Genomic DNA, 22,384 nt, shown 5'->3' on the forward strand with positions numbered 1-22,384 from the left:
TTATTGATGAAAAAAGCCCCCGTCCAATGGATGCCCGTGTTCATTTTGCTTGCACTGCTACTGATACCAGCTTTCAGCGTGGCCGCTCAGGATGGAGGGCTGACAACCTACCTGCCGTTCATCTCCAACCAGACGCCTGAACCGACCCCGATTCCGCAGGCCGTGGAACGGATCGGGCCGTCTGGCGGCACTTTCCCGGCTGTGGCGGTGGATCCGAGCAACCCGACTACGCTCTACCTGGGCACCTGGGGATTGGGCGTGGAGAAAAGCCTGGACGGCGGGCTGACCTGGCAGGCGGTGAACACCGGCCTGGGGAATGGATATATTCAATCCCTGGCCGTCCGTTCGGACGGTCGGGTGTACGCCGGGACGTACGGCAACGGGGTGTATCGCTCGCAGGATGGCGGCGCGAGCTGGGTGGCGATCAACACCGGGGATAGCCGCGTGGCCGGTTTGATCGTCTACGATATCGAGATCGACCCGAATAATACCCAGACGATTTATATTTCCGGGCGCACGACTCAAGGGTCATGTATCAATGATCCTCTTTGTGTGCTTTATGGTTATGCATTTAAAAGCCTCGACGGCGGAGACACCTGGACGCTTTCGTGGAATAGCATGAACTACACTGTCTATGTGAAGGGTCAATATTATAGCAACATTGGAGATTATTCCTACGATATCGAAGTCGACCCAACGAACAGCCAGACCGTCTATCTCGCCGGTCACCGCGGATCGGGCGTGTACAAAAGCACGGATGGCGGAGGCACCTGGGCCATGACCCAGCCGATTACGCTCGACCGCAGCGCGCGGAAACTGCTGATCGTCAAGGGAACGCCGCAGGCGATCTACAACAGCACTTATGATACAGCGGGGGTATATAAGACGACGGATGGAGGCAGTACCTGGGTGCAAAAGAACACCGGATTGCCTTCACCGCTTTACGGTTTTGCACTTTCACGTGATTCGCAAAATCCATCCGATATCTATCTGGGGACCGGTGACCACGGAGTTTATAAATCCAGCGATCTGGCGGATAATTGGACTCCCTGGGGGCTGAGTAGTAATTTCATCTGGGCTTTCGGGCAGGTGCCCGGCACTTCGCCGGCGCTGTATGCGGCGACGGACGGCAACGGCCTGCAGTATTCGGCTGATGGCAGCGCCAACTGGCAATCGGCGCACGCGGGGATTCTCAACACCAACGTCACCGGGTTGGCGACATTCAGCGGTTATCTCTACGCCGGGGTGAATGGCGGCGGTGTTTTCAAGACCAATGATCAGGGCGAAAACTGGCAGGCCGTCAACTCCGGCCTGACAAACCTGAATGTCCAAAATTTACAGGTGATTTCCGGCAGCCTGTATGCCTTCACGACCACCAGCCTGTACGTACTTTCCGGCGATGGATCGAGCTGGAGTGTTGCCGGCAGCGTTTCTTTCGCCCCGTCTTTGGAACAACCTTCTGCGTCTGCCGCGACGACAGCCGCTGAAACGGCCGGGCTGTTCAGCGAACGCAACGAGCTGCCACCGGAAGAACAATACCTGCTGCAAATGAATACCGCGGATGGTTCGGGCGATCCCGCTTCGCTGCAGGCCACCTATCCACGCCAGATCACTTCGGCGGCGCGCAACTGGGCAGGGCTCTGGACCGGCACGGTCGGAGGCGGTTTTTATCTAAACGGCTCTTATAGTTTTTATTCGGGCCGCACTGTTTTTGCCATGCATGTCAGTAATGTCGATGGCGCGTTATATGCCAGCATCACCGGAGCCACCGGCAGTGCCATTCCTTACCAGGTGGTTATCTGGCATGATGGAACGAATTGGGATTCGGCCAATGGCGGATTGGCCAACCCCAACCTTGTGTACAGTTTTGCATCGACCACCCAGAGATTATTCGCCCCTTCCAGTACCGGCATTTACTATCTTTCCAAAGGCGCATATTCGTGGAAAGCGGCAACTGGCGTTTCCGGAGCGGTGTATGCGGTGGCGATCGATCCATCGAACACCAATTTACTTTACGCGGCTGCCGAATCGGGCGCATATGTCAGCACGGATGGCGGTCTGACCTGGGCGCAGGCTTCCAGGGATGAGCTTAAGAACGTACCTTTCCTTTCGGTCAGCATCGACCCGACCAATTCGAACATCATCTATTTCGGCAGTCGGGAGGGCAGCACCTACCGCTGGGATCGCAGCCTGCCGTAAGATTAAAAAACAACCACAGAGACGCAGAGAACACATAGAAAGAGTATTTGTTGGGGAGGGTTTGCGCCTGGACGGACTTCAGCCGTTCACTACCCAAACCCTCCATTTCATTGGATACGAACGGCTACCCGATCGGATAGTACAGAATCAAATCCATTCCTCCCGCTTCACCCGGGACAAGCTCTTCCAGGCATGGGTGATAGCCGCATTTGATTTCCGGATGGGATTGCATCCATTCGTGCAGATAACGCCAGCCGGCGGGGATGGTTTCGAAAGGCGCCGTGAACGGGTCGAACAGGCGCAGCACGGCGTAGCGCCCGCCGGGGAAGCTGCGCACCATCACCCCATCCGCACCGGTCACATCATTGGGTACGCTGTGCCACTGCTCGTAGCCGCGTATGCCGGCCCTGGCTTGCTCGGCGGTCACCGGCACATCGAAGCCGAAACGCCGTCCTCCCTGCAGGTCGCGCGCTTCGATCCATGCGTCCATGAACTTGCCGCCTTCGTCTTCCGGTTCACGGCTGACCACCTGGTAGCAGGCCATCTTCATGGGCGGCAGGTTTTGAAAGCTGACTTCGCTCATCTTCGGATTCGTCATTTTAAAATCCTTTCTGATTAATATTCCATGTGGCATTATTTTAGGCTCGATCCGCTGGAAATTCTTGATCATTTTTCTGATTTTCGGTATTGCAGGAAGGGTTTTACGCCGGGTTGGAGCCGGCCGGGGATAAAATAGAGGAACCATGTATGATCCCTTGCTTCAGCCCTCCCTGGATTTCATCGACCGGCACCTGCTGGATAACCCATCATTGGAAACGATTGCCGCCCAGTCGAGCTATTCGCTGTCCCATTTTTACGCGCTGTTTCAGGCCAGCACCGGCTTTACCATCCGGGATTACATGCGCAGGCGGCGGCTGGCGCTGGCCGCGCGGGAGTTGGTGACCACGCGCCGCCGCGTGCTGGATATCGCGGTCGAACTGGGGTTCGAATCGCACGAGACTTTCACACGCGCCTTCCGCGCGGTGTACGGCCTGGCGCCGAATGTCTACCGCCGCCAGCGACGCGATTTATTACACTACCAGAACCTGGATGCTTTTTCGGCGCAGATGATCGAGCGTACGCCTCGCCCGCTGGAGCCGGTTCACGTGGCCGTGCAGGTACTCGAACGCGGGCCGATCCATTTGATGGGCATGCAGGTGGTCACCTCGGTGGCGGAAAACATCGATCAGCATCTCATCGAGCACTTTATTCAGGACGTCTTTATCCCGCGTTCGGGCGAGATCCACGGGCGGGTGGCGGCGAACGTGCTCTACGGCATGGAGGTCGGCGACCCGTACACCGACCGGTTGGAGCATTTCACCGCCTTCGAGGTGCAGGAACCGGCCCGGCCGCCGGATGGAATGCGGCTGCGCATCCTGCCGCGTCAGGCTTATGCCGTTTTCAGCCCGGAACGCTTCCTGGGGCCGTATGATTACAGCCTGCTGGTGCGCTACGCTTTCGGCGAATGGTTCCCCATGTCCGGCAGGCAGTTCAGCGGCACGTTTACGATGGATGTGTATTATCCAAACCGGTTGGAAGTGTACGTGCCGCTGGTAGGCGCATGAAGATCGATATCGGTTCTCTCGAAGGTTGCGCGGCTGCGGATGGGGTGGTGGTGGTCATCGACGTGCTGCGCGCCTTCAGTACGGCGGCCTTCGCGCTGGCGGCCGGTGCTGCGCGGTTGATCCTGGTGAGCAGCGTGGAAGAGGCCCTGGATTTGCGCAGCCGCATCCCCGATTCGCTGGCGATGGGGGAAGTGGGCGGCATGCGGGCGCCGGGTTTCGACCTGGGCAACTCGCCGGCCGAGGTTCTGTCGCGCGACCTGCGCGGACGGACGTTGATTCACCGCACCAGCGCGGGCACGCAGGGCGTAGTGCGCGCAGAACGGGCGACTCATTTGTTCGGCGCTTCCTTCGTATGCGCCGCGGCAACGGCGCGAGCCGTGCTGGCGCTCGAGCCGCAGCGCGTGACCCTGGTGGCCAGCGGGCTGAGCCCGGACGACCCGGCGGAAGAGGACGTCGCCTGCGCCGAGTATCTGACGCTATTATTGAAGGGCCGGCGGCCGGATCCGCAGCGGTATCTGCAGCGGGTGTCGAGTTCGCAGAATGCGGACAAGTTCCTCGATCCGGCCCAGCCGGAATTTTCGAGCGCCGACCTGGCATTGTGCACGCAGTTGGACCGCTTCGATTTCGCCATGCCGGTGCGGCGCGTGGGCAGCCTGCTGGAGCTGACCGGGTCATGAACGACTGACGTCATCCCTACCGGTATTCGTAGTGACGACGTCAGTCATCTCTTGCAAAAGCAAACGACTTACGTCGTTACTACGAATTTCCTGTACTGATGACGTTCGTCATCAGTGGGCGTATCTTTAAACACCGTCCGAAACCGGACCGTTTTCGGGTAAAATTGGAGAGGCCCATCTCCGCTGCCACAAAACCTGATCACCCTATTATCTGTGTCTGTTCGTGGCTGCGGTATAAAAATCTACTTCTTAGCGGTTTCATACCGCAACCCTGGTGTATGCAAATTCCCATCGAAACGCCCCACCCGGCATCTTCGCAGTCGCGGCTGCTGCTGCGCTGCTTTGGCTATTTACGTCCGCATTGGAAATTAACCGTCGTTGCGTACTCATCGATGCTGGCCATCGACGCGCTCAATATGATCTCTCCCCAGATCATCCGCTGGACGATCGACAAGGGCATCCTGGCCGGCGATTTTTCGCTGCTGGCGCTGGCTTCGGCCGCGCTGCTGGGACTGGTGATCGTCAAAGGCGTTTTGAGTTACTTCCAGGGGCGCTGCACCGAGGTGGCCTCGCAAAATGTGGCCTATGATATGCGCAACGAACTCCAGCGCAAGATTACCCAGCTCTCCTTCTCGTTTCACGATCAGGCCCAGGCCGGCGACTTGCTCTCCCGGGCCATTCAGGATGTGGAACGCATCCGCTTCCTGACCGGCCGGGCGACCTTCCGGGTGGTCGAGGGCGTGGTGATGATGGCGGCGACCGCCGTGGTCATGGTGGTGATGAACCCACGCCTTTCACTGCTGGCCGTGCTGGCCATTCCGCTGCTGGCCTTCCAATCCATCCGTTTCGGCCGGATTTTCCGGCCACTCTCGCGCCTGATCCAGGAGCAACTGGCGGCGCTGACCACGCGCGTGGAACAAAACCTGCGCGGGGTGCGCGTGGTGAAAACGTTTGCCCAGGAAGCGCAGGAAATCGAACGCTTCGAAGTCGAAAACCAGCGCTGGTTCGAACTTTCATCGACCTCGGCGCGCTTGCAGGCAGTGCACATGCCGCTGTTGCAGTGGATTGCCAACATTAGCAGCGTGGCCATCCTGCTCTACGGCGGCATGCTGGTGATCAACGGCCAGATGACCATCGGCGAACTGGTGGCCTTCAATACCTACATGGGCCAACTGGTCACGCCAGTGCGTTTTCTGGGGATGATCCTGCCGGCCATCACCATGGCGGCCGCTTCAGCCGAACGCATCTTCGAGATTCTGGACCAGGTGCCGGAGGTATATGAACAACCGGATGCTCCGCAGCTTAAAGTCGAGCAGGGCTGCGTGCGTTTCGAGAACGTGTCCTTCTCCTACGGCAAGAACCGCGTGTTGCGGGAGATCAGCTTTGAGGCGCAGCCCAACCAGGTGGTGGCCCTGCTGGGATTGACCGGATCGGGCAAGACCAGCATCGTCAACCTGATCCCGCGCTTCTACGATCCCACCGAGGGCCGCATTACCATCGATGGGACGGACATCCGCGATGTGACCCTGGCTTCGCTGCGCGCGCAGATCGGCATGGTGCTGCAGGAAACCACCCTGTTCGAGGCATCCATTCGCGACAATATCCGCTTTGGGCATCCGGACGCCACGGAAGAGGAGATCGTCGCCGCCGCGCAGGCCGCGCAGGCGCACGAGTTCATCCTTGAGTCGGCAAAGGGCTACGATACCGAGGTGGGCGAGCGCGGCGCCACGCTTTCGGGTGGACAGAAACAGCGCCTGGCCATCGCCCGCGCGCTGCTGACCGATCCGCACATCCTCATCCTGGACGATGCCACGTCGAGCGTCGATTCAGAGACTGAATACCGCATCCAACTGGCCCTGGAGCAGGTGATGCGCGGCCGCACCACCTTTGTCATCGCCCACCGCCTGAGTACGGTGCAGCGCGCCGACCTGATCCTGGTGCTGGAAAAGGGCCGCATCGCCGCCCGCGGGCGGCATGCCGAACTGCTCAATTCATCGCCGCTGTACGCCAGCATCTGCCGCCAGCAGTTGAAGGGTTAGGGGAGGAGAGCAAGCATGGGATTCGGAATCGGAGTATCCAACCCGGGTATGGGACCGCGCGGCGCGCTGGACAGTTTTTCGGGCGGCGAGGAGGACCGGCGCGGGGCGGTGTTCAACCGCACGGTCGTGTCGCGTATGCTGGCCTATTTGCGCCCCTATGCGCGCCAGATGAGCCTGGCTTTCGGCACGATGCTGGCCATTACCGGCCTGACCCTGCTGACGCCTTACCTGCTCAAGCAAATCATCGATCAGGCCATCACCCACAGCAACCGCGCGGACCTGATCCGGCTTTCGATTTATACGGCGCTCGCGTTTACCGCGCTGTACGGCGCCACCACGGTCCAGCAATATTTGCTCTCCTGGGTCGGGCAGCGTGTGCTGGCCAACCTGCGCAGCGAACTGTTCACCCACCTGCAGAAGCTCTCGTTAAGTTATCACGATACGCACATCGTGGGCGTGACCGTCTCGCGCGTGATGAACGACGTGGCGGCCATCAACGAACTGCTCTCGCAGGGCGTGATCACCCTGGTGGGCGATCTGCTGGTGCTGGTGGGCATCATGATCATCATGTTGAGCATGAGCCCCTACCTGGCCCTGTTGACCTTTATCGTGCTGCCGTTGATGGTGCTGGCCACGGTGTGGTTTTCCCATCATGCCCGTGGAGCCTTTCGCCGGACGCGCACCTCGGTGGCAAAGGTGGTCGGCGATCTGGCCGAGGATATCTCCGGGGTGCGAGTGATCCAGGCTTTCGGCCAGGAGGGCACCACCCAGGAACGCTTCAGCCAGGTCAACGAGGCCAACCGGGACGCCAACATCGACGCGATGAATTTGTCGTTCATCTTCCTGCCGGTTATCGAATTCCTGGGCGTGCTGGCGACGGTGATCGTGCTGTGGTTCGGCGGCCAGGCCGTCGCCCGCGGCATCGTGACGCTGGGCACGCTGGTGGCTTTCCTCTCGTACGTCACGCGCTTTTTCCAGCCGATTCAGGAACTGAGCCGCATGGTCACCACGCTGCAAACGGCCATGGCCGGCGGTGAGCAGGTGCTGCGCCTGCTGGATACGGTCCCGGACGTGCAGGACCGGCCCGGCGCGAGAGAATTGAAGCTGGCCGGCGCGCCGCGCATCACCTTCGAACAGGTCGGCTTCCGCTATCGCCCCGGCCTGCCCGAGGTGCTGCACGACCTGAACCTGACCATCCAACCCGGGCAAACCGTGGCGTTGGTGGGTGCGACCGGCGCGGGCAAATCCTCGATCGCCAACCTGATCGGGCGTTTCTACGAGGTCGAAAAGGGCGCGGTGCGCATCGATGGGGTGGATGTGCGGGAGATGACCCAGGCTTCGCTGCACCGCCAGATCGGGCTGGTGCCGCAGGACGCTTTCCTGTTCTCGGATACGCTGGCTGATAACATTCGTTTCGGCCGTCCGGAAGCCAGCGATGCGGAAGTGGAACGCGCCGCGCGCCTGGCCAATGCCCACGATTTCATCGCCGCCCGCCCCGAAAGTTATCAGACGCGCGTGCAGGAGGGCGCGGCCAATCTTTCAGTCGGCCAGCGCCAGTTGGTGTGCATCGCGCGCGCCATCCTGACCGACCCGCACATCCTCATCCTGGACGAGGCCACCTCGAACGTGGACAGCCTGACCGAGGCACTGATCCAGGATGCCCTGCGCACGCTGTTCAAAGGGCGCACTTCGGTGGTCATCGCCCACCGCCTGAGCACCATTCGCAACGCCGATCTGATCTGCGTGGTGGACGGCGGTACGATCGTCGAGCAGGGCACGCACGCCGATCTGCTGGCGCGGGGTGGAGCTTACGCCGCGTTGTACCAGAGGCAGTTTGGGGAGGAAAGTGAAGCGTGATGGGAGAAGGGGGATGCGGTATAAAGAACACGGTATTCGGTATTCGTTGATTCGGGAAGGGAACCAGAAATACTGGCCGGTTGGCGGTTGACAAAATAGAATATTAGTTCTAAAATCATTGCATTGAATTCATTCTGTATTCGGGGAGAAAAAAACCATGGACATTCAATGTGAGGTCAAAGAGCGATCAGACATGCCGGTAATGTCGGTGCGCACGCGCTGCCCGGTCGCGGAATTGAAGCCGACCATCGGCCAGAATTATGCCAGAATCGCAACCTATCTGGCCGGGCTGGGCAAACAGCCCACCTACGCCCCCTTTGTGGTCTATTACAACATGGATATGAACGACCTGGATGTCGAGGTGGGGTTCCCGGCCGAAGCCGGCCTGCCTGGGGAAGGCGAAATCCAGGCCAACACACTGCCGTCCGGTAAGGCGTTGTCGGCGATGTACACCGGCTCGTATGAGAAGATGGCCGAAGCTTATGCGGTCATCGATCATTGGGCCAAAGAACACAACCTGAAGTATACCGGGGTGGTCTACGAGTTCTACCACAACGATCCGGCCGTCACGCCGCCCGAGCAGCTCATCACGGAGATCGTGTTTCCGCTGGCGGATTGAAACGTGATTGGTGTAACGTAGAACTGTAGCGGAAGGTTTGTGATTGGAACGGCACTGAAGATTCGACCAACCGAACCCTCCACGGTTTCAATTCACGGATTTTGACAATCAACAAGCGCAGCCGGGAAATCAAATTTCCCGGCTGCGTTCTTTCCTTGATCAATTCGTACGAAGAGACTCTTCTACAACTGCGACGTGCAATTCGGGCAGCGTGTGGCTTTGATGGGGATGGCCGTCTGGCAATACGGGCAGTCCTTGGTGGTGGGGGCTGCGGGCGCCTCGGGTTTCTTCATTTTATTGAAGGCGCGCACGATCAGGAAGATAACAAGAGCGATGATGAGGAAATTGATGATGGTATTGATGAAATTGCCGTAGTTGATGGTAGCAGCTCCGGCTTTCTGCGCGTCAGCCAGCGAGGCATAAGGCGTGCCTGAAAGATTGATGAACAGGTCCTTGAAGTTGATTCTGCCCAGCAGCATGCCGATGGGCGGCATAATGATGTCGTTGACCAGTGAAGTGATAATGCCTCCAAAGGCGCCGCCGATGATGACCGCGACAGCCAGGTCGAGAACGTTGCCGCGCATGACGAATTTCTTGAATTCAGCGAACATAGGTTGTCTCCTTGGCGAGAAAGAGTACCGTACGGATACAAAACCATTCTATATCAATTGAGGGAAAAATACCCATCAACATCAAACATTGCACCTTGAGTATGGTGAGCAATTCGCCTAAAATGTGATTACGATATTCCAATGCCTATGGAGTGGTTGTGAACGTTCGATTTTACGCCACGTTTCGCGCCTTGGTCGGGGCGAAGAATGCCGAATTTTTGATTCCAGACGGAACCACCGTGCGTGGCCTGTTGTCCGAGATCATTCGACGTTATCCGTCACTCGAGCCGGAATTGCTGGATGAAAAGCGCGAGCTGCACCGGCATGTCCACGTCCTCATCAACGGACGCGATACCTATTACCTGCCACAGAAAATGGAAACGGTGCTGGAGGAACAGGATACGGTGGATATCTTTCCTCCGGTAGCGGGTGGATAACGGGATGGTGCTTGAGAACCGCGAACTGCGCGCCCTGCCGTTGTGGCTGATGCGCGATTATCTACTCGAGTTGGGCGGCGTCGAGAAGCCAGATGGATCGATTGAAGGGGATGGCTGGCAGGCGCGCCTGACGCAGTTGGAGGATTTCAGCATCGGATCCCTGAAGGTTGGGCAAATCCGATTGGAATGGCAAGCCGAGGAAGCAGCCAATGCGCGGGTTTGGCCGATATTGGAAAAGAAGCTGCTCCGGGCGGGCGGATAGAAAGCAAAACGGGCAGGTTCATTCCCCGCCCGTTTGTTTTACCACGCGTGAAAGCGCGACTAGATAATCTCGAGTTCTTTGAGCTTCTTTTCGGGCACCACGCCTTCTTCCCAACCGCGAAGCATGTAGTAATCCTTCAGCATCAGGTCCAGTTCACACACGTGCCCCTTCGAGCCGGGCATGGTGGAGGGTTCCTTGAGGAAGCGTTCCGGTAGCGTGTCGCTGCCCTCGCGGAAGCCGGCCAGGTTGTTGTAGTAGCGCTCGAGGTTGTAGATGCGTTCACCTGTCTTCAACACGTCGTCGGCCGTAAACGGAATGCCGACATACGCCGAGTACTGCGCGGCATATTCGTCGCCGCCCTCGGCAAACGCGCTGAACTTGCACAGATCCAGGCTGTCGGAGAAGGCGTGCAGGTCCTGCAGCAGCTTGAGCAGCGCGCCTTTGCCCTCCCAGGCCAGTGGATCCGTCTTGAATGCGATCAGGCCCAGTTCGGAGGCAGGGCTGTAGCCGCGCAAGTGGCAAGCGCCTCGGTTGCTGGTTGCATAGCCCAGACCCATGCCTTTCAGGCCGCGCGGGTCGTAGGCCGGGATGGCCTGTCCCTTGACGGTGAGCGACATTTCGGGATGGCCATATTGCTTCGCAATTCTGGCTGCGCCTTCTGCCAATAGATCGCCGATACCTTCCCGGTAGGCGATTTTCTTGCAGAGTTTCATCATGGCGGCGTGATCACCCCAGGCCAGTTCTTCGCCCTTCTTGACGTAGCCGCGTTCGGTGGCTTCCATATAACAGGAGAAGGCCACGCCGACTTCGATGGCGTCGAAGCCGTATTCGTTGGCAGCATCAATCAATGCGGCGACCGAATTGATGTCGTCGTTATAACAGTTGGCGCCTACCGACCAGGACGGTTCGTATTCGACGCTCTCCATACGCAGACCTTTGTAGGGTCCTTCCGTGATCTCAACCTCTTTCTTACAGGCCACCGGGCAGGCGTGGCAGGTGGGATCATTCACCAGAATGTGTTCTTTGACGTATTCGCCGCTGATCTTTTCACCCTGCGCGCCGAAGGAGGTGAGCTGGCCGTTCCGGGTGGGCAAGCCGCCCATCGAATTGGTAATGTTCATTAACACGTTGGTGCCGTAGACCGAAAGGCCGCCCTTGCGCGGGCTGGTGACGTTGGCTGTATCCATGATGGTCGCCAGGGCGCGTTTCTGGGCTGCTTTCCAGGCTTCGTGATCGAGCGCCTTGGTCATTTTCTTTTCGGATTTAACCACAATGGCCTTGAGCAGCTTGGAGCCGCCCACGCAGCCCGTACCGCCGCGGCCGCTGGCGCGATCGTCTTCGTTGATCCAGCAGGCATATTTGACCAGGTGTTCGCCGGCCGGGCCGATGGCGATGACAGTCAGGTCGTTCTTGCCATACAGGTCTTTGAAGTATTGAATGGTCTCATGAACGCCCTTGCCCCATACGGCTCCGGCATCCATGATTTCTGCTTTGTCATCATGGATGTAGAGATAAACCGGGCTGGAGGCCTTGCCAGAGAAGACAAGTCCGTCGAAACCAGCCCAGCGCAGGCGCGCCGCCGACCAACCGCCGTGGTGGCTGTCGGTGACGGTGCCGGTGAGCGGCGATTTGGTGACCACCGCCATGCGCCCGCTCATATTGGCCTCCGAACCGGTCAGAGGGCCGTTCATGAAGCACAGGATGTTTTCAGGGGAGAGGGGATCGACCTGTGGACCGTTATCGAAGACCAGTTTCACACCCAGGCCGCGCCCGCCGATATACTTGCGCGCCAGATCTTCGGGGATGGGCTTAAATTCCACATTCCGACGCGTCAAGTCGATGTATGCCAATCGATTCGCATATCCGCCGAGTGTCATCGTGCTGTTCCTCCATTGATCATGGAAAGGGAATGTGACGCTTGAATAAGAGCGGGACGAAAAGGGCGCACCTCCTTTCCAGAGTCGCTGAACCTGGCGAGTCAAATGACTCACTGGTTCGTTTCGTTTTCATGGATGCCTTACTATTCGATGCAGAATTGGGCCGGGAAGCCGGTTCGATGGATCGATCCGGTCCTTAAATTATACCGAGCAAACCGGATTTTACAAGTATGGTTGATCAGAATAGATTATGGATTATCATTGGCGCAAATGTTTATATTTTTCAGCTGCAAATATCTTCGATATTATGCTTATTTAACTCTAAATTATCTGATATAATGCGACCATGACCATCGACCGTTTTGGACGCAGCATTCACTACCTGCGCATCAGCCTGACCGATCACTGTAACCTGCGCTGTGTGTACTGCATGCCGGAGAGCATGATCTTTCGGCCGAATGCGGCCCTGATGCAGGATGACGAACTGCTGCGCCTGGTAAATGTGTTTGCCCGCCTGGGTTTCGACAAGATCCACCTGACCGGCGGCGAGCCGACCGTGCGCCTTCACGTGGTGGACCTGGTGCGCCAGATCGCGGCCGTGCCGGGCATCACCTCTCTTTCGATGACCACCAACGGCGTCCTGCTGGAAAAGCTGGCCCACCCACTGAAAGAGGCCGGCCTGCAGCGCGTCAACGTCAGCCTGGATACGCTGGATGTGCAGCGCTTCCACAGCATCACCCGCTGGGGTTCCCTCGAACGGGTCTGGGCGGGAATCCTGGCCGCTGAAGAGGCCGGCCTGACGCCGGTCAAAATCAACACGGTGGTGGTGCGCGGTTTTAACGATGGCGATGTGAGCGGCCTGGCCCGCCTGACCCTGGAACATCCATGGCAGGTGCGCTTCATCGAAATGATGCCCTTCGGTGGCGATACGACCTTCCAACAATCCCAGGTCGTGAGCGACGCTGAGATTCGCGAACGCATTCAGGCCGAACTGGGACCCCTGGAACTGCAGGAGGATGGCCGGTTGGACGGCGAGGCGCGCATCTACCGCCTGCCCGGAGCTCAGGGTGAATTGGGCTTCATCTCGTCGGTGACGCTGCCGTTTTGCGCCTCCTGCTCGCGCGCGCGCCTGACCGCCGACGGCAAGCTGCGCCTGTGCCTGCTGCGAGACAAGGAACTGGATCTGCTGACACCCCTTCGCCAGGGCGCGACGGACGAGGAACTGCGCCAATTGGTGGTGGCGGGCATCTGGGTCAAGCCGTGGGGGCACGGCCTGGCCGACGGTGAGGTGGCGACCAACAGCGTGATGAATGAAATCGGGGGATAAGGATCCATTTTTTCAGGGCGTGGGGGACGAAAATATTTTCTCAACCGGGTTGGATTGACAACCCGGCGGCTCATCCATAAAATAGATGGAATATTATTGTTAATAGTTTAGAACACAAAGTCATCGCGGCCTGAACCATCCGGCCCAGCATCGCACGATCTTTAAAAACTTTTCGAAAATCGAACAGGATATCGAGCATGAACGGATACGCCGGGAAGCTGTTGTTTGTTGATTTATCTAAAGGCACCTTGCAAGACGAGCCATTGACCGATGAAATGGCGCGCAACTTTATCGGAGGTTACGGCCTCGGGGCGCGTATCCTGTACAGCCGGATGAAACCGGGCGCCGATGCGCTCGGCCCGGATAGCATGCTGGGCTTTGTCACCGGTCCGGTCACCGGCACCGAGGCCAATTTCAGCGGCCGCTACACGGTGGTGTGCAAGTCGCCGGTCTCCGGCACCTGGAACGACTCGAACTCGGGCGGTTATTTTGGCCCGGAGTTGAAGAAGGCGGGTTATGACGGCGTGTTCATCACGGGCATCTCCCCCAGCCCGGTCTACCTGTGGATCCATGAGGGGACGGCCGAACTGCGCGACGCGGCCAACCTGTGGGGGCTGGACGCCAAAGAAACCCAGACGGCACTCGAAACCGAAACCGGCGAGCCCAAACTGCGCGCGGCGGTCATCGGCCCGGCCGGGGAGCGGTTGTCGCTGATCTCATGCGTGATCAACGACGGCCATCGCGCAGCCGGCCGGGGCGGGTTGGGCGCCGTGATGGGCTCGAAGCGTTTGAAAGCGGTGGCAGCCCGCGGCACGGGCAGGATCGAGGTCGCCGATCCCGAAAGGGCCAGGGAGATCAACCTCGCCATCCGGGCGGCCCTGAAGGCCGACCCGTACGCGGGCTATTTTCGCAGTGGCGGGACCGGTGCCGGAACCCCGGATTCGGTCTTCAACGGCGATTCACCGGTAAAAAACTGGGGCCAGGCGGGCGTGGATGTGTTTGCCCCCCAGCAGACCGAATCCCTGAGCGGGATCAAGATCTCGGAAAAATACCTGGTCAAACACTACGCCTGCGCGCATTGTCCGTTGGGCTGCGGCGCCGAGCTTACCGTCGACGACGGACGTTATCCCCTGCAAAGCACCGAACGGCCGGAGTACGAGACCCTGGCCGCTTTCGGCCCGTTGTGCGGCAACACTCAGGTCGAAGCGATCATCCAATGCAACGAACTCTGCAATCGGGCCGGGCTGGATACCATCAGCGCTGGGGCGACGATCGCCTGGGCCATCGAATGCTTCGAAAACGGGGTGATCGGCCGGGAAGAAACCGGCGGGTTGGAATTGGTCTGGGGAAACGCGGACGCGATCGTGGAGGTCACCCGGGAAATGGCGGATGGACGCGGCTTTGGCGCTGTCCTCGGGCTGGGATCGCAGGGCGCCGCCAATAAGCTGGAAAAAGGACACGAATACTTGCAGACCGTGCGCGGCATCGAGCTGCCCATGCACGACCCGCGCCTTTATCCCGGTCTGGCCCGCACCTACCAGTTCGATCCCACCCCGGGCCGGCACGTCAAGGGCGGCATCGGATTAACGCAGGGCTACCTGGGACCCGAAAAATATCAGACCCAGGGCAGCGGTCCGGCGGATGTGCAGGCCACGACGTTCAACGAGATGCTCAGCAGCGGCGGCTTCTGTTTGTTCATTTCCTACTTCGGCGGTTCGGACCAGGTGTTACCGATGGTTACGGCGGTGACCGGTTTCGACCTGCCCACCCTGGAGAGCGCCGCGATCCGAATCCTGACCATGCGCCAGGCCTTCAACCAGCGCGAGGGGCTGACCCGCGCCGATTTCAAATTGCCGGCACGCAGCGTGGGTCAGCCGCCCCTGGCCGCCGGCCCGTCCGCCGGGGGTGTGGTGGACAGCGAGGCCCTGGGGGATAATTTCTTCGCCGAGCTGGGTTGGGATGTGAAGACGGGAAAGCCTTCCCGCGAGGCGCTGATGAAGCTGGGTGGGATGGAAGATGTGATCAGAGATTTGTACTGAAAAGATCGATTATCTTTTAAACCACCCACAACCAATCAGGTGGACATGTACGAGAAGAAGAAGTCGGCCATAACTACCGTCATTGATTAACAAGAAATCTTTATTGTGAACAATAAGATGAATTCGGTTGTGGGTATGCCTGATTTTGAAAGATTCAGGGAGGGATGAATTTATAATTCAATGAAAAAATAATATATTTTTGCTTGAATGTGGGGGAAATGATGGGATTGTACCGGATATATATTGATGAAGTTGGGAATCATGATTTATCTCATACCGATGATCCCAATCACCGATTCCTATCACTAACGGGTGTGATTTTAGAGTCCAAATACACTTACCAGGTTCTAATTCCTGAAATGGATGCGATTAAACGGAAATATTTCCAAACTGATCCTGATGTACCGGTCATTTTTCATCGTTCCGATATGATTAATCACCGGCCTCCTTTTTCTTGTTTAAACGACCTAACGATAGAGCAACAATTCAATCGTGATATTTTGGATGCTCTGGCAGGGTGGAATTATCTGGTGATAACGGTCGCAATAGATAAAAAAGAACACCTCAATAAATACGCCGTCTGGCATTATCACCCTTACCATTATTGTCTCTCTGTACTATTGGAACGATTCGTTTTATTTTTATATTACAAAAACAATTTAGGAGATGTGATGGTTGAAACTCGTGGCGGGAAAGAAGATGAAAAATTGAAATCATCATTTACTCGTCTTTATGAACAAGGAACAGATCATATTGCATCTGACTTATGGCAGAGAACTCTGACATCTCGAGAATTGAAAGTAAAACCAAAAACTGCCAATATAGCTGGTCTCCAATTAGCAGATCTTATTGCTCATCCTTCTAGGCGGGAGATCCTGATCGAGCATCAAATGGTTATCGATCAGCGGAATATATTTGGAGATCAGATTAGTGCTATTCTCCGACAAAGCAAGTACTATCGAAGTGGTAACGGTCAGATAGAAGGCTATGGGAAGAAATTACTGCCATAAATATTAAAGAGAAAACGCCCTTTCGGGCGCTCTCCGATGACCTACGGTCATCCACCTCCACTAAATGGATTAACAACAATATAGCATTATCAACTTACTATGTCAAGTTAATTTTATTTCGTGAAAATAAATCGGAATTTTGATTTTCCAAACCATTTCTAATATTTCTGCACACCACTTATTTACTTTTTCTCTCTTTACCCACCGATTTTTCCAGCGGCACCGTTTTCAGCGACTGCCCGGCGTTCGGGCGCGAGTTGCTGCGCTGTTCCATTAACCACTCCAGCGCCTCGCGGATCGCTTCCTCCGCCGGGCGGGGTTCCGGCAGGCCCAGGTCGCCGCGCGCTTTGCTGCCGTCGTAATAGAAGTAATAGCCGGCCAGGGGTAATAAGCTGGGGGATACCGGCAGGTCGATGAAGGACTGCAGCAGATGCAGCGGCCCGGCCAGGCTGCGCACCAGTCCGGCGGGCAACACCAGCGTCGGCGCCGGCACGCCGGCCGCGGCGCTGGCGATTTGCAGGAGTTCGAGGTGGGTCAGGTTCTGGCCGCACAGCAGGTAGCGTTCGCCGCGCCGGCCCTTTTCCAACGCGGCCAGGTGCCCGGCGACCACGTCCCGGATGTGAACCACGTTCAGCCCGCCCTCGGTCACGAAGCCCACCTGACGGTCAGCAGCGCGTGCCAGAATGGAGCGGGACGCATTGTAGATGTCGCCGGCGCCGAAGACCAGGCTGGGGTTGACGATGACCACATCCTGCCCGGTGGCCACCGATTTTTGAATTTCCAATTCCGCCTGATATTTGGTATAAGCATACGGCCAGTGCTGGGGAATGAAATTCCAGGTGTGGCGTTCGTCGACCGGCGCGGGGCCGGAGAGCGGCACGCCCAGCGCGGAGGCCGAGCTGGTAAAGACCACGCGCCGCACGCCGGCCGTCCGGGCGGCCTCCAGCAGGGCGCGCGTGCCTTCCACGTTGACGGCGTAGAGACGTCCGGGCTGCGCGCTGGCGCTGACCAGACCGGCGGTGTGAAAGACAGCCTCGACTCCCTGCAACGCGGCAGGCAGGGTTTCAGGTTGGGTCACGTCGCCAATGATGTGTTCCAGGCAGCCGGGTTGATCGGGTCCGCTGCAATCGGGGAGGCCTTCCAGCGCGCCCAGCGAGGAGGAGGCGCGGTGAAACGCCAGCACATGGTGGCCAGCTTCGACCAGGGCGCGGCACAATTGCGATCCGATGAAACCGGTGGAACCGGTGACGAGGATTTTCATAAGGGGTATTTCACCACGGAGACACGGAGAACACAGAGAAGAGAGAAAGAAATAAAGGAAGAGAAACCATACTTGCAAAAAAAGGTTGGAATGGATGTTTAGGAAGGAATATCAGGCTCATCGGAGACTCATGTTGTCATTCGGGATAGGAAACACGGAGTTATTAAGAATAGAGAAAATACCTACAGGCAAAATCCAAGGATATTCTCATACCGAATGATCTTCCTCCGTGTCTCCGTGGTGATTTATCCTTATAAATACTCGATGATCGTGGCTTCACCCTGGCCGACGCCCACGCACAGCGTTGCCAGGCCATAGAACGGCCGGCGGGCCTGCGGAGCACGTTTCTGCATCTCATGCAGCAGGGTGGTGAGAATGCGCGCACCGGAACAGCCCAGTGGGTGGCCGAGGGCGATGGCGCCGCCGTTGACATTGGTGATCTCTTCCGAGATGCCCAGTTCGTGCAGGACGGCCAGGGACTGCACGGCGAAGGCTTCGTTGAGTTCGACCAGGCCGATATCTTCCACGCGCAGACCGGCGCGTTTGAGGGCCTTGCGTGTAGCCGGAATGGGCCCCAACCCCATGACGCGGGGTTCGACGCCGGCAGCGGCCGAGGTGACGACGCGTGCCAGCGGTTTGAAGCCGAGCTGGGCGGCGCGTTCGGCGCTCATCAGCAGCAGCGCGGCGGCGCCGTCGTTCAGGCCGGAGGAATTGCCGGCCGTGACGCTGCCGTCCTTGCGAAAGGCGGGCCGCAGACGAGCCAGCGTTTCCAGGCTGGTGTCGCGGCGCGGGCGTTCGTCTGTGGCCACCAGAATGGGATCTCCCTTCTTCTGCGGCACCGGCACGGGCACGATTTCGGCGTCGAAACGACCCGAGTCGATGGCCGCGATGGCCCGCCGGTGGCTTTGCACGGCGAAGGCGTCCTGTTCCTGGCGGGTGATGCCGGTTTGCTCGGCGACGTTTTCGGCGGTTTCGCCCATGGCGTCGATGCCGTAGCTCTCGATCATCTTTGGATTGGGGTAGCGCCAGCCCAGGGCGGTATCCCAGGCGGTCAGGTTGCCGAAGGCAAAGGGATGCTCTGCCTTGGGAATCGAATAGGGCGCGCGTGACATGCTTTCCACGCCGCCGGCGATGAAGATCTCGCCCTCACCGGCGCGGATGGCGCGCGCCGCCATGTTCACCGCGCTCAGACCGGACGCGCACAGGCGGTTGAAGGTGACGCCGGCCGTGGCAACCGGCAGACCGGCCAGCAGCAATGCCATGCGGGCCACATTACGGTTGTCCTCGCCGGCCTGATTGGCGCAGCCCAGATAGACTTCCTCGACCAATGCGGGGTCAAGGTCGGTGCGGGCCAACAGCGAGCGCAGCACATGAGCTGCCAGATCGTCTGGCCGAACGGCGGATAGAATTCCGCCCAGCGCACCGATGGGGGTGCGGACGGCATCTATGATTACGGCATCGGTCATGCAAATCCCTCCGGGAGTGACAAGCGTTACTTTCATTCTACCATCGTTGTGAAAATGAGCTGGCAGAACTGCAAGCTATGCGAAAAAGTAGATTAATCTCCTTGCGTATTTGTAAGGAATGTATATAATGCTATTAGACCCAAAACCATCCAATTATTGTGACAGGATGGTTGGCGCTGTTGATCGGAACAGGTTCGTACTACCTTTCGATTGCTGGATTTAGTATAGTCTTCAGGAAACCTTCCCATAGTTCGCTTTATCGACCCTATCGGGCCAACACCCCCAAGGAATCGTAGATGAATCGCAAGATGGTACGATGGATGATGGCCATGCTGACTCTGCTGCTGGCGACCCTGATGACAGGGTGCGCCCCGGCAGTCAGTTCGAGCAGCCTCGAGGCGACCCCCGAAGGCGCCGTATCCGTCGATCCGGATTTTCGCGAATTCTACCGCGCGTTGGGCGGTGCAGATCGGTTGGGGCCGGCCATTTCGGATCCATTCGAACAGGATAACCGCAAGTGCCAGTATACCGAGAATACGCTGATGTGCCTCGATCCTTACCTGACGGATGCGAGCCGCTTCAGCTTTTATCCGCTGGGCCAGAAGTTTGGCATCAGCGATACCCCCGATCAGCAGCCGGCCCAGCCCAGCGATCGGGTTGTGGATGGCTTCAAGATCTACCCCGAATTCGTGTCATTGTACGATGCGCTGCATGGGGCGCTGTATGTGGGTCGACCGTTGACCAAGGTGCGCACCAACGCATCCGAACGGCGCATCGAGCAGTATTTCGAGAACGTGGCTTTCTACCGGCGCTACGACGATCCCAGCGGCCAGGTGCATTTGCTGCCTTACGGGGCTTACGACTGCGGGGTGAGTTGCCGTTATCACTCGGCGACGGCCTTTATTCCGCAGCAGATGAACGTCGAGCAGCCCTTCCTGCAGTTGATGATGCGTTTGGGCGGCCCGGATATCTTCGGGCAGGTGCTTTCGGAACCTTTCGTGACCGACGACGGCATGCTGGTGCAGGTGTATGAGAACGCGGTGCCCTGCGCGCCGAAAGATCAACCCCAATCTTTCCGGTTGTGTCCGGTGGCCAAATGGTTGAATATGCCGACCACGCCCGCCGGTCCGAAAGTTTACACGGAACAGAATGGGGTCTATTTCTACCCGACCCAGGGCGACCAGGGTTACCATGTGCCCATCGTTTTCGACAAGTTCATCGCCACGCACGGCAGCAAGGAAATCTCCGGGCAGCCCATCGCCGAGGTGATGCCGGCGGACCAGATTTACCGGCAATGCTTCGAAAATTACTGTCTGGATTATGACACCAGCCAACCCGAGGACCAGCGCGTGTCGCTGGCGCCGTTGGGATCGATGTACCTGAAGAAGGTGCGCCCGGATGTCTCCACGCCGACGGTGGAAAGCAGCGCGCCTTTGACCTATTCGGCGGATACGGTGGAGGTGAACATCAGCGAAGCCTCTCCGACCCTGGCAAACGGCCAGGCGCAGCGCTTCGAAATGCTGGTACTCAGCCGTTCGGACCAGCGCCCGCTGGCGAATATCGAAGCCAGCCTGGACATCGTGCTGCCAGACGGCTCGGTGGTCAGTTCGCACTTTCCGCCCACCGGGACAGATGGGCGCTCGACGGTCGAGGTTTCATCCCTGCCCGAAATTTCGAACGGAAGCATCGTGCCGTATCTGGTGTGCCTGAACGTGCCCTCCGCGAAGGCAATCTGCGCGGCGGAAAATTTTCTGATCTGGGATCCGTAAACGGAAAAAAAGCCACAGAGGACACAGAGGAAGAAAGAGAGAGAAGCAAGAAAAGACAAGAAAGCACAGGTTTTACGCCTGTGCTTTTTTCTTTCCATGTAGCGGCCGACCTGCGTGTCGGCCAGTCGACCCATGTGTCGGCCAAATCATCCACGTGCCGGCCAGTCAAACCGTGTATCGGCCCATTCCTACGGCGAGCGGTCAGGGTCGGGCTTCGGCCAGAACAGCCACCCGGGTGATCGGATCGCCGGCGGAATATAGGGTTAGTTCGGCATCCAGCGCGCCACCAACGGGTAGAGCTTCGGTGCTTTCCCAGCGGCGCACACCCACGACGCGGCCGGCGGCGTCATAGCCGACCCCCAGCAGCCAGACCTGGCTGGCCTGGGCATCCGGGCTGGCCAGCTTGAGCGTGGCGCTCAGCGTGGCAGAGAGGCCGTCGGCTGCGATTTGCACCCGGGGTTGAATCTGTGCCAGCCCAAGATAGCGCGTCGGCTCGGTTGGCACAGGCACTGCCGAGGCCAATTCGGCGTTGATTTGGGCGGGTTGGGCGCCTGTACTGGGGAAGAAGGCCAGCAGCGGCAGGGTTTCACCGGGTAGAAGCAGGTTGAGCGGCGGGTTGGCCACCTGGTCGGGAAGAGGATTGCCGCCGGCGTCGACGGCGCGCAGAACAGCGGTCACATTTTCGACCGCGAAGCTTTCGGGATTGGTGACCGGCAGGAAACACCAGGTTCCTCCGCTGGCCTCAGGCAGGCAGTTGGCCTGGCCGAGTTGCAGCCCGACCGGCGTGGCCGAGAGCTCCTCGACGGGCACGGTGGGGGTGGCAGCGGCGCTGGCCGGGATGATGAGCACGGTTCCGACGCTCATCATGCGCGGATCGACGCTGGGATTGGCGTCCTTCAGTTCTTGAAAGCCGACCTTGTAGCGGATGGCAATGCCCCACATATCCTCGCCCTTTTGGACGGTATGGGTCATGGGGGTGGGTGTGAGTGTGGGCAGTGGGGTGGGGGTGGCAGCGGCGCTGGCCGGGATGATGAGCACGGTTCCGACGCTCATCATGCGCGGATCGACGCTGGGATTGGCGTCCTTCAGTTCTTGAAAGCCGACCTTGTAGCGGATGGCAATGCCCCACATATCCTCGCCCTTTTGGACGGTATGGGTCGAGTTGCAGCCCGACCGGCGTGGCCGAGAGCTCCTCGACGGGCACGGTGGGGGTGTTGGAGTCGGTGGGCGTGGGCGTGGTTGTGGGAGTGGCTGAGGGATAAGGGGTAAGCTGACCGGGCAGGGTGGCGGTGGCTGTGGGCAGCGCAGGCGAAGCCGTGCAGGCCGCCAG

General features: G+C 58.6%; 18 protein-coding genes. 12 read left to right on the forward strand and 6 right to left on the reverse strand.

Annotated features, from left to right (window positions below):
• Positions 1 to 6 precede the first annotated feature (6 nt).
• A complete protein-coding gene (locus tag LARV_RS04205) occupies positions 7 to 2,199 on the forward strand; it encodes a WD40/YVTN/BNR-like repeat-containing protein (protein WP_075072455.1) in 2,193 nt (730 codons plus the stop codon).
• 124 nt (positions 2,200 to 2,323) lie between these two features.
• Here LARV_RS04205 and LARV_RS04210 read toward each other — a convergent pair whose 3' ends face one another.
• Positions 2,324 to 2,797 (reverse strand): effector binding domain-containing protein, encoded by a 474-nt coding sequence (locus LARV_RS04210; RefSeq protein ID WP_075072456.1) that lies wholly within the window; start codon positions 2,795 to 2,797, stop codon positions 2,324 to 2,326.
• A 145-nt stretch (positions 2,798 to 2,942) separates the two neighbouring features.
• Between LARV_RS04210 and LARV_RS04215 the strand changes: the two genes are divergently transcribed.
• The 5 genes from LARV_RS04215 (at position 2,943) to LARV_RS04235 (ending at position 8,995) form a co-directional block, all read left to right on the forward strand.
• Positions 2,943 to 3,803 carry a helix-turn-helix domain-containing protein gene (locus LARV_RS04215; RefSeq protein WP_075072457.1) on the forward strand — a complete coding sequence of 287 codons (861 nt, stop codon included), beginning with the start codon at positions 2,943 to 2,945 and terminating at the stop codon, positions 3,801 to 3,803.
• Positions 3,800 to 4,480 carry a 2-phosphosulfolactate phosphatase gene (locus LARV_RS04220; protein ID WP_075072458.1) on the forward strand — a complete coding sequence of 227 codons (681 nt, stop codon included), beginning with the start codon at positions 3,800 to 3,802 and terminating at the stop codon, positions 4,478 to 4,480. Before LARV_RS04215 ends, LARV_RS04220 begins: the two co-directional genes overlap by 4 nt.
• 278 nt (positions 4,481 to 4,758) lie before the next feature.
• Entirely contained in the window at positions 4,759 to 6,519 is a 1,761-nt protein-coding gene (locus LARV_RS04225) for an ABC transporter ATP-binding protein (protein WP_075072459.1), read from the forward strand.
• 15 nt (positions 6,520 to 6,534) lie between these two features.
• On the forward strand, positions 6,535 to 8,376 hold the full coding sequence (locus LARV_RS04230) for an ABC transporter ATP-binding protein (protein ID WP_083522310.1): 1,842 nt from the start codon (positions 6,535 to 6,537) through the stop codon (positions 8,374 to 8,376).
• A gap of 157 nt (positions 8,377 to 8,533) precedes the next feature.
• The gene (locus tag LARV_RS04235; RefSeq protein WP_075072460.1) at positions 8,534 to 8,995 is read left to right on the forward strand and encodes a GyrI-like domain-containing protein; all 462 of its coding nucleotides are present in this window, start codon (positions 8,534 to 8,536) and stop codon (positions 8,993 to 8,995) included.
• Positions 8,996 to 9,177: 182 nt separating this feature from the next.
• On the opposite strand, the gene mscL is transcribed toward LARV_RS04235, so the two are convergent.
• Complete coding sequence (gene mscL, locus LARV_RS04240) at positions 9,178 to 9,606, reverse strand: large conductance mechanosensitive channel protein MscL (RefSeq protein ID WP_075072461.1); 429 nt, start codon at positions 9,604 to 9,606, stop codon at positions 9,178 to 9,180.
• Between the two features lie 158 nt (positions 9,607 to 9,764).
• On the opposite strand from mscL, the gene LARV_RS04245 reads away from it, so the two are divergent.
• Both LARV_RS04245 and LARV_RS04250 read left to right on the forward strand, forming a co-directional pair.
• Positions 9,765 to 10,043, forward strand: coding sequence for a ubiquitin-like small modifier protein 1 (locus tag LARV_RS04245; protein WP_083522311.1), 279 nt, complete (start codon positions 9,765 to 9,767; stop codon positions 10,041 to 10,043).
• Between the two features lie 4 nt (positions 10,044 to 10,047).
• Entirely contained in the window at positions 10,048 to 10,305 is a 258-nt protein-coding gene (locus tag LARV_RS04250; RefSeq protein ID WP_075072463.1) for a DUF1952 domain-containing protein, read from the forward strand.
• 59 nt (positions 10,306 to 10,364) lie between these two features.
• On the opposite strand, the gene LARV_RS04255 is transcribed toward LARV_RS04250, so the two are convergent.
• Positions 10,365 to 12,182, reverse strand: a complete 1,818-nt coding sequence (locus LARV_RS04255; protein ID WP_075072464.1) for an aldehyde ferredoxin oxidoreductase family protein — start codon at positions 12,180 to 12,182, stop codon at positions 10,365 to 10,367.
• A 346-nt stretch (positions 12,183 to 12,528) separates the two neighbouring features.
• Between LARV_RS04255 and moaA the strand changes: the two genes are divergently transcribed.
• The 3 genes from moaA to LARV_RS04270 all read left to right on the forward strand — a co-directional run bounded on the left by moaA (position 12,529) and on the right by LARV_RS04270 (position 16,558).
• Entirely contained in the window at positions 12,529 to 13,509 is a 981-nt protein-coding gene (gene moaA / locus LARV_RS04260; RefSeq protein ID WP_075072465.1) for a GTP 3',8-cyclase MoaA, read from the forward strand.
• A 197-nt stretch (positions 13,510 to 13,706) separates the two neighbouring features.
• The gene (locus LARV_RS04265) at positions 13,707 to 15,548 is read left to right on the forward strand and encodes an aldehyde ferredoxin oxidoreductase family protein (protein WP_075072466.1); all 1,842 of its coding nucleotides are present in this window, start codon (positions 13,707 to 13,709) and stop codon (positions 15,546 to 15,548) included.
• Positions 15,549 to 15,766: 218 nt separating this feature from the next.
• Positions 15,767 to 16,558, forward strand: coding sequence for a DUF3800 domain-containing protein (locus LARV_RS04270; protein ID WP_083522312.1), 792 nt, complete (start codon positions 15,767 to 15,769; stop codon positions 16,556 to 16,558).
• 178 nt (positions 16,559 to 16,736) lie between these two features.
• Here LARV_RS04270 and LARV_RS04275 read toward each other — a convergent pair whose 3' ends face one another.
• Both LARV_RS04275 and LARV_RS04280 read right to left on the reverse strand, forming a co-directional pair.
• On the reverse strand, positions 16,737 to 17,819 hold the full coding sequence (locus LARV_RS04275; protein ID WP_075072468.1) for an NAD-dependent epimerase/dehydratase family protein: 1,083 nt from the start codon (positions 17,817 to 17,819) through the stop codon (positions 16,737 to 16,739).
• A gap of 251 nt (positions 17,820 to 18,070) precedes the next feature.
• Entirely contained in the window at positions 18,071 to 19,285 is a 1,215-nt protein-coding gene (locus tag LARV_RS04280; RefSeq protein WP_075072469.1) for a thiolase family protein, read from the reverse strand.
• Between the two features lie 296 nt (positions 19,286 to 19,581).
• On the opposite strand from LARV_RS04280, the gene LARV_RS04285 reads away from it, so the two are divergent.
• Entirely contained in the window at positions 19,582 to 21,054 is a 1,473-nt protein-coding gene (locus LARV_RS04285) for a hypothetical protein (protein ID WP_075072470.1), read from the forward strand.
• 201 nt (positions 21,055 to 21,255) lie between these two features.
• On the opposite strand, the gene LARV_RS04290 is transcribed toward LARV_RS04285, so the two are convergent.
• Positions 21,256 to 22,185, reverse strand: coding sequence for a LysM peptidoglycan-binding domain-containing protein (locus tag LARV_RS04290; protein ID WP_075072471.1), 930 nt, complete (start codon positions 22,183 to 22,185; stop codon positions 21,256 to 21,258).
• Positions 22,186 to 22,384 lie beyond the last annotated feature (199 nt).

The organism is Longilinea arvoryzae (assembly GCF_001050235.1).
Taxonomy (GTDB): domain Bacteria; phylum Chloroflexota; class Anaerolineae; order Anaerolineales; family Anaerolineaceae; genus Longilinea; species Longilinea arvoryzae.

Coding starts and splice junctions, on each gene's coding strand:
- LARV_RS04205 (WP_075072455.1), top strand. CDS start 7: ATGAAAAAAGCCCCCGTCCAATGGATGCCCGTGTTCATTTTGCTTGCA.
- LARV_RS04210 (WP_075072456.1), bottom strand. CDS start 2,797: ATGACGAATCCGAAGATGAGCGAAGTCAGCTTTCAAAACCTGCCGCCC.
- LARV_RS04215 (WP_075072457.1), top strand. CDS start 2,943: ATGTATGATCCCTTGCTTCAGCCCTCCCTGGATTTCATCGACCGGCAC.
- LARV_RS04220 (WP_075072458.1), top strand. CDS start 3,800: ATGAAGATCGATATCGGTTCTCTCGAAGGTTGCGCGGCTGCGGATGGG.
- LARV_RS04225 (WP_075072459.1), top strand. CDS start 4,759: ATGCAAATTCCCATCGAAACGCCCCACCCGGCATCTTCGCAGTCGCGG.
- LARV_RS04230 (WP_083522310.1), top strand. CDS start 6,535: ATGGGATTCGGAATCGGAGTATCCAACCCGGGTATGGGACCGCGCGGC.
- LARV_RS04235 (WP_075072460.1), top strand. CDS start 8,534: ATGGACATTCAATGTGAGGTCAAAGAGCGATCAGACATGCCGGTAATG.
- mscL (WP_075072461.1), bottom strand. CDS start 9,606: ATGTTCGCTGAATTCAAGAAATTCGTCATGCGCGGCAACGTTCTCGAC.
- LARV_RS04250 (WP_075072463.1), top strand. CDS start 10,048: ATGGTGCTTGAGAACCGCGAACTGCGCGCCCTGCCGTTGTGGCTGATG.
- LARV_RS04255 (WP_075072464.1), bottom strand. CDS start 12,182: ATGACACTCGGCGGATATGCGAATCGATTGGCATACATCGACTTGACG.
- moaA (WP_075072465.1), top strand. CDS start 12,529: ATGACCATCGACCGTTTTGGACGCAGCATTCACTACCTGCGCATCAGC.
- LARV_RS04265 (WP_075072466.1), top strand. CDS start 13,707: ATGAACGGATACGCCGGGAAGCTGTTGTTTGTTGATTTATCTAAAGGC.
- LARV_RS04270 (WP_083522312.1), top strand. CDS start 15,767: ATGATGGGATTGTACCGGATATATATTGATGAAGTTGGGAATCATGAT.
- LARV_RS04275 (WP_075072468.1), bottom strand. CDS start 17,819: ATGAAAATCCTCGTCACCGGTTCCACCGGTTTCATCGGATCGCAATTG.
- LARV_RS04280 (WP_075072469.1), bottom strand. CDS start 19,285: ATGACCGATGCCGTAATCATAGATGCCGTCCGCACCCCCATCGGTGCG.
- LARV_RS04285 (WP_075072470.1), top strand. CDS start 19,582: ATGAATCGCAAGATGGTACGATGGATGATGGCCATGCTGACTCTGCTG.
- LARV_RS04290 (WP_075072471.1), bottom strand. CDS start 22,185: ATGTGGGGCATTGCCATCCGCTACAAGGTCGGCTTTCAAGAACTGAAG.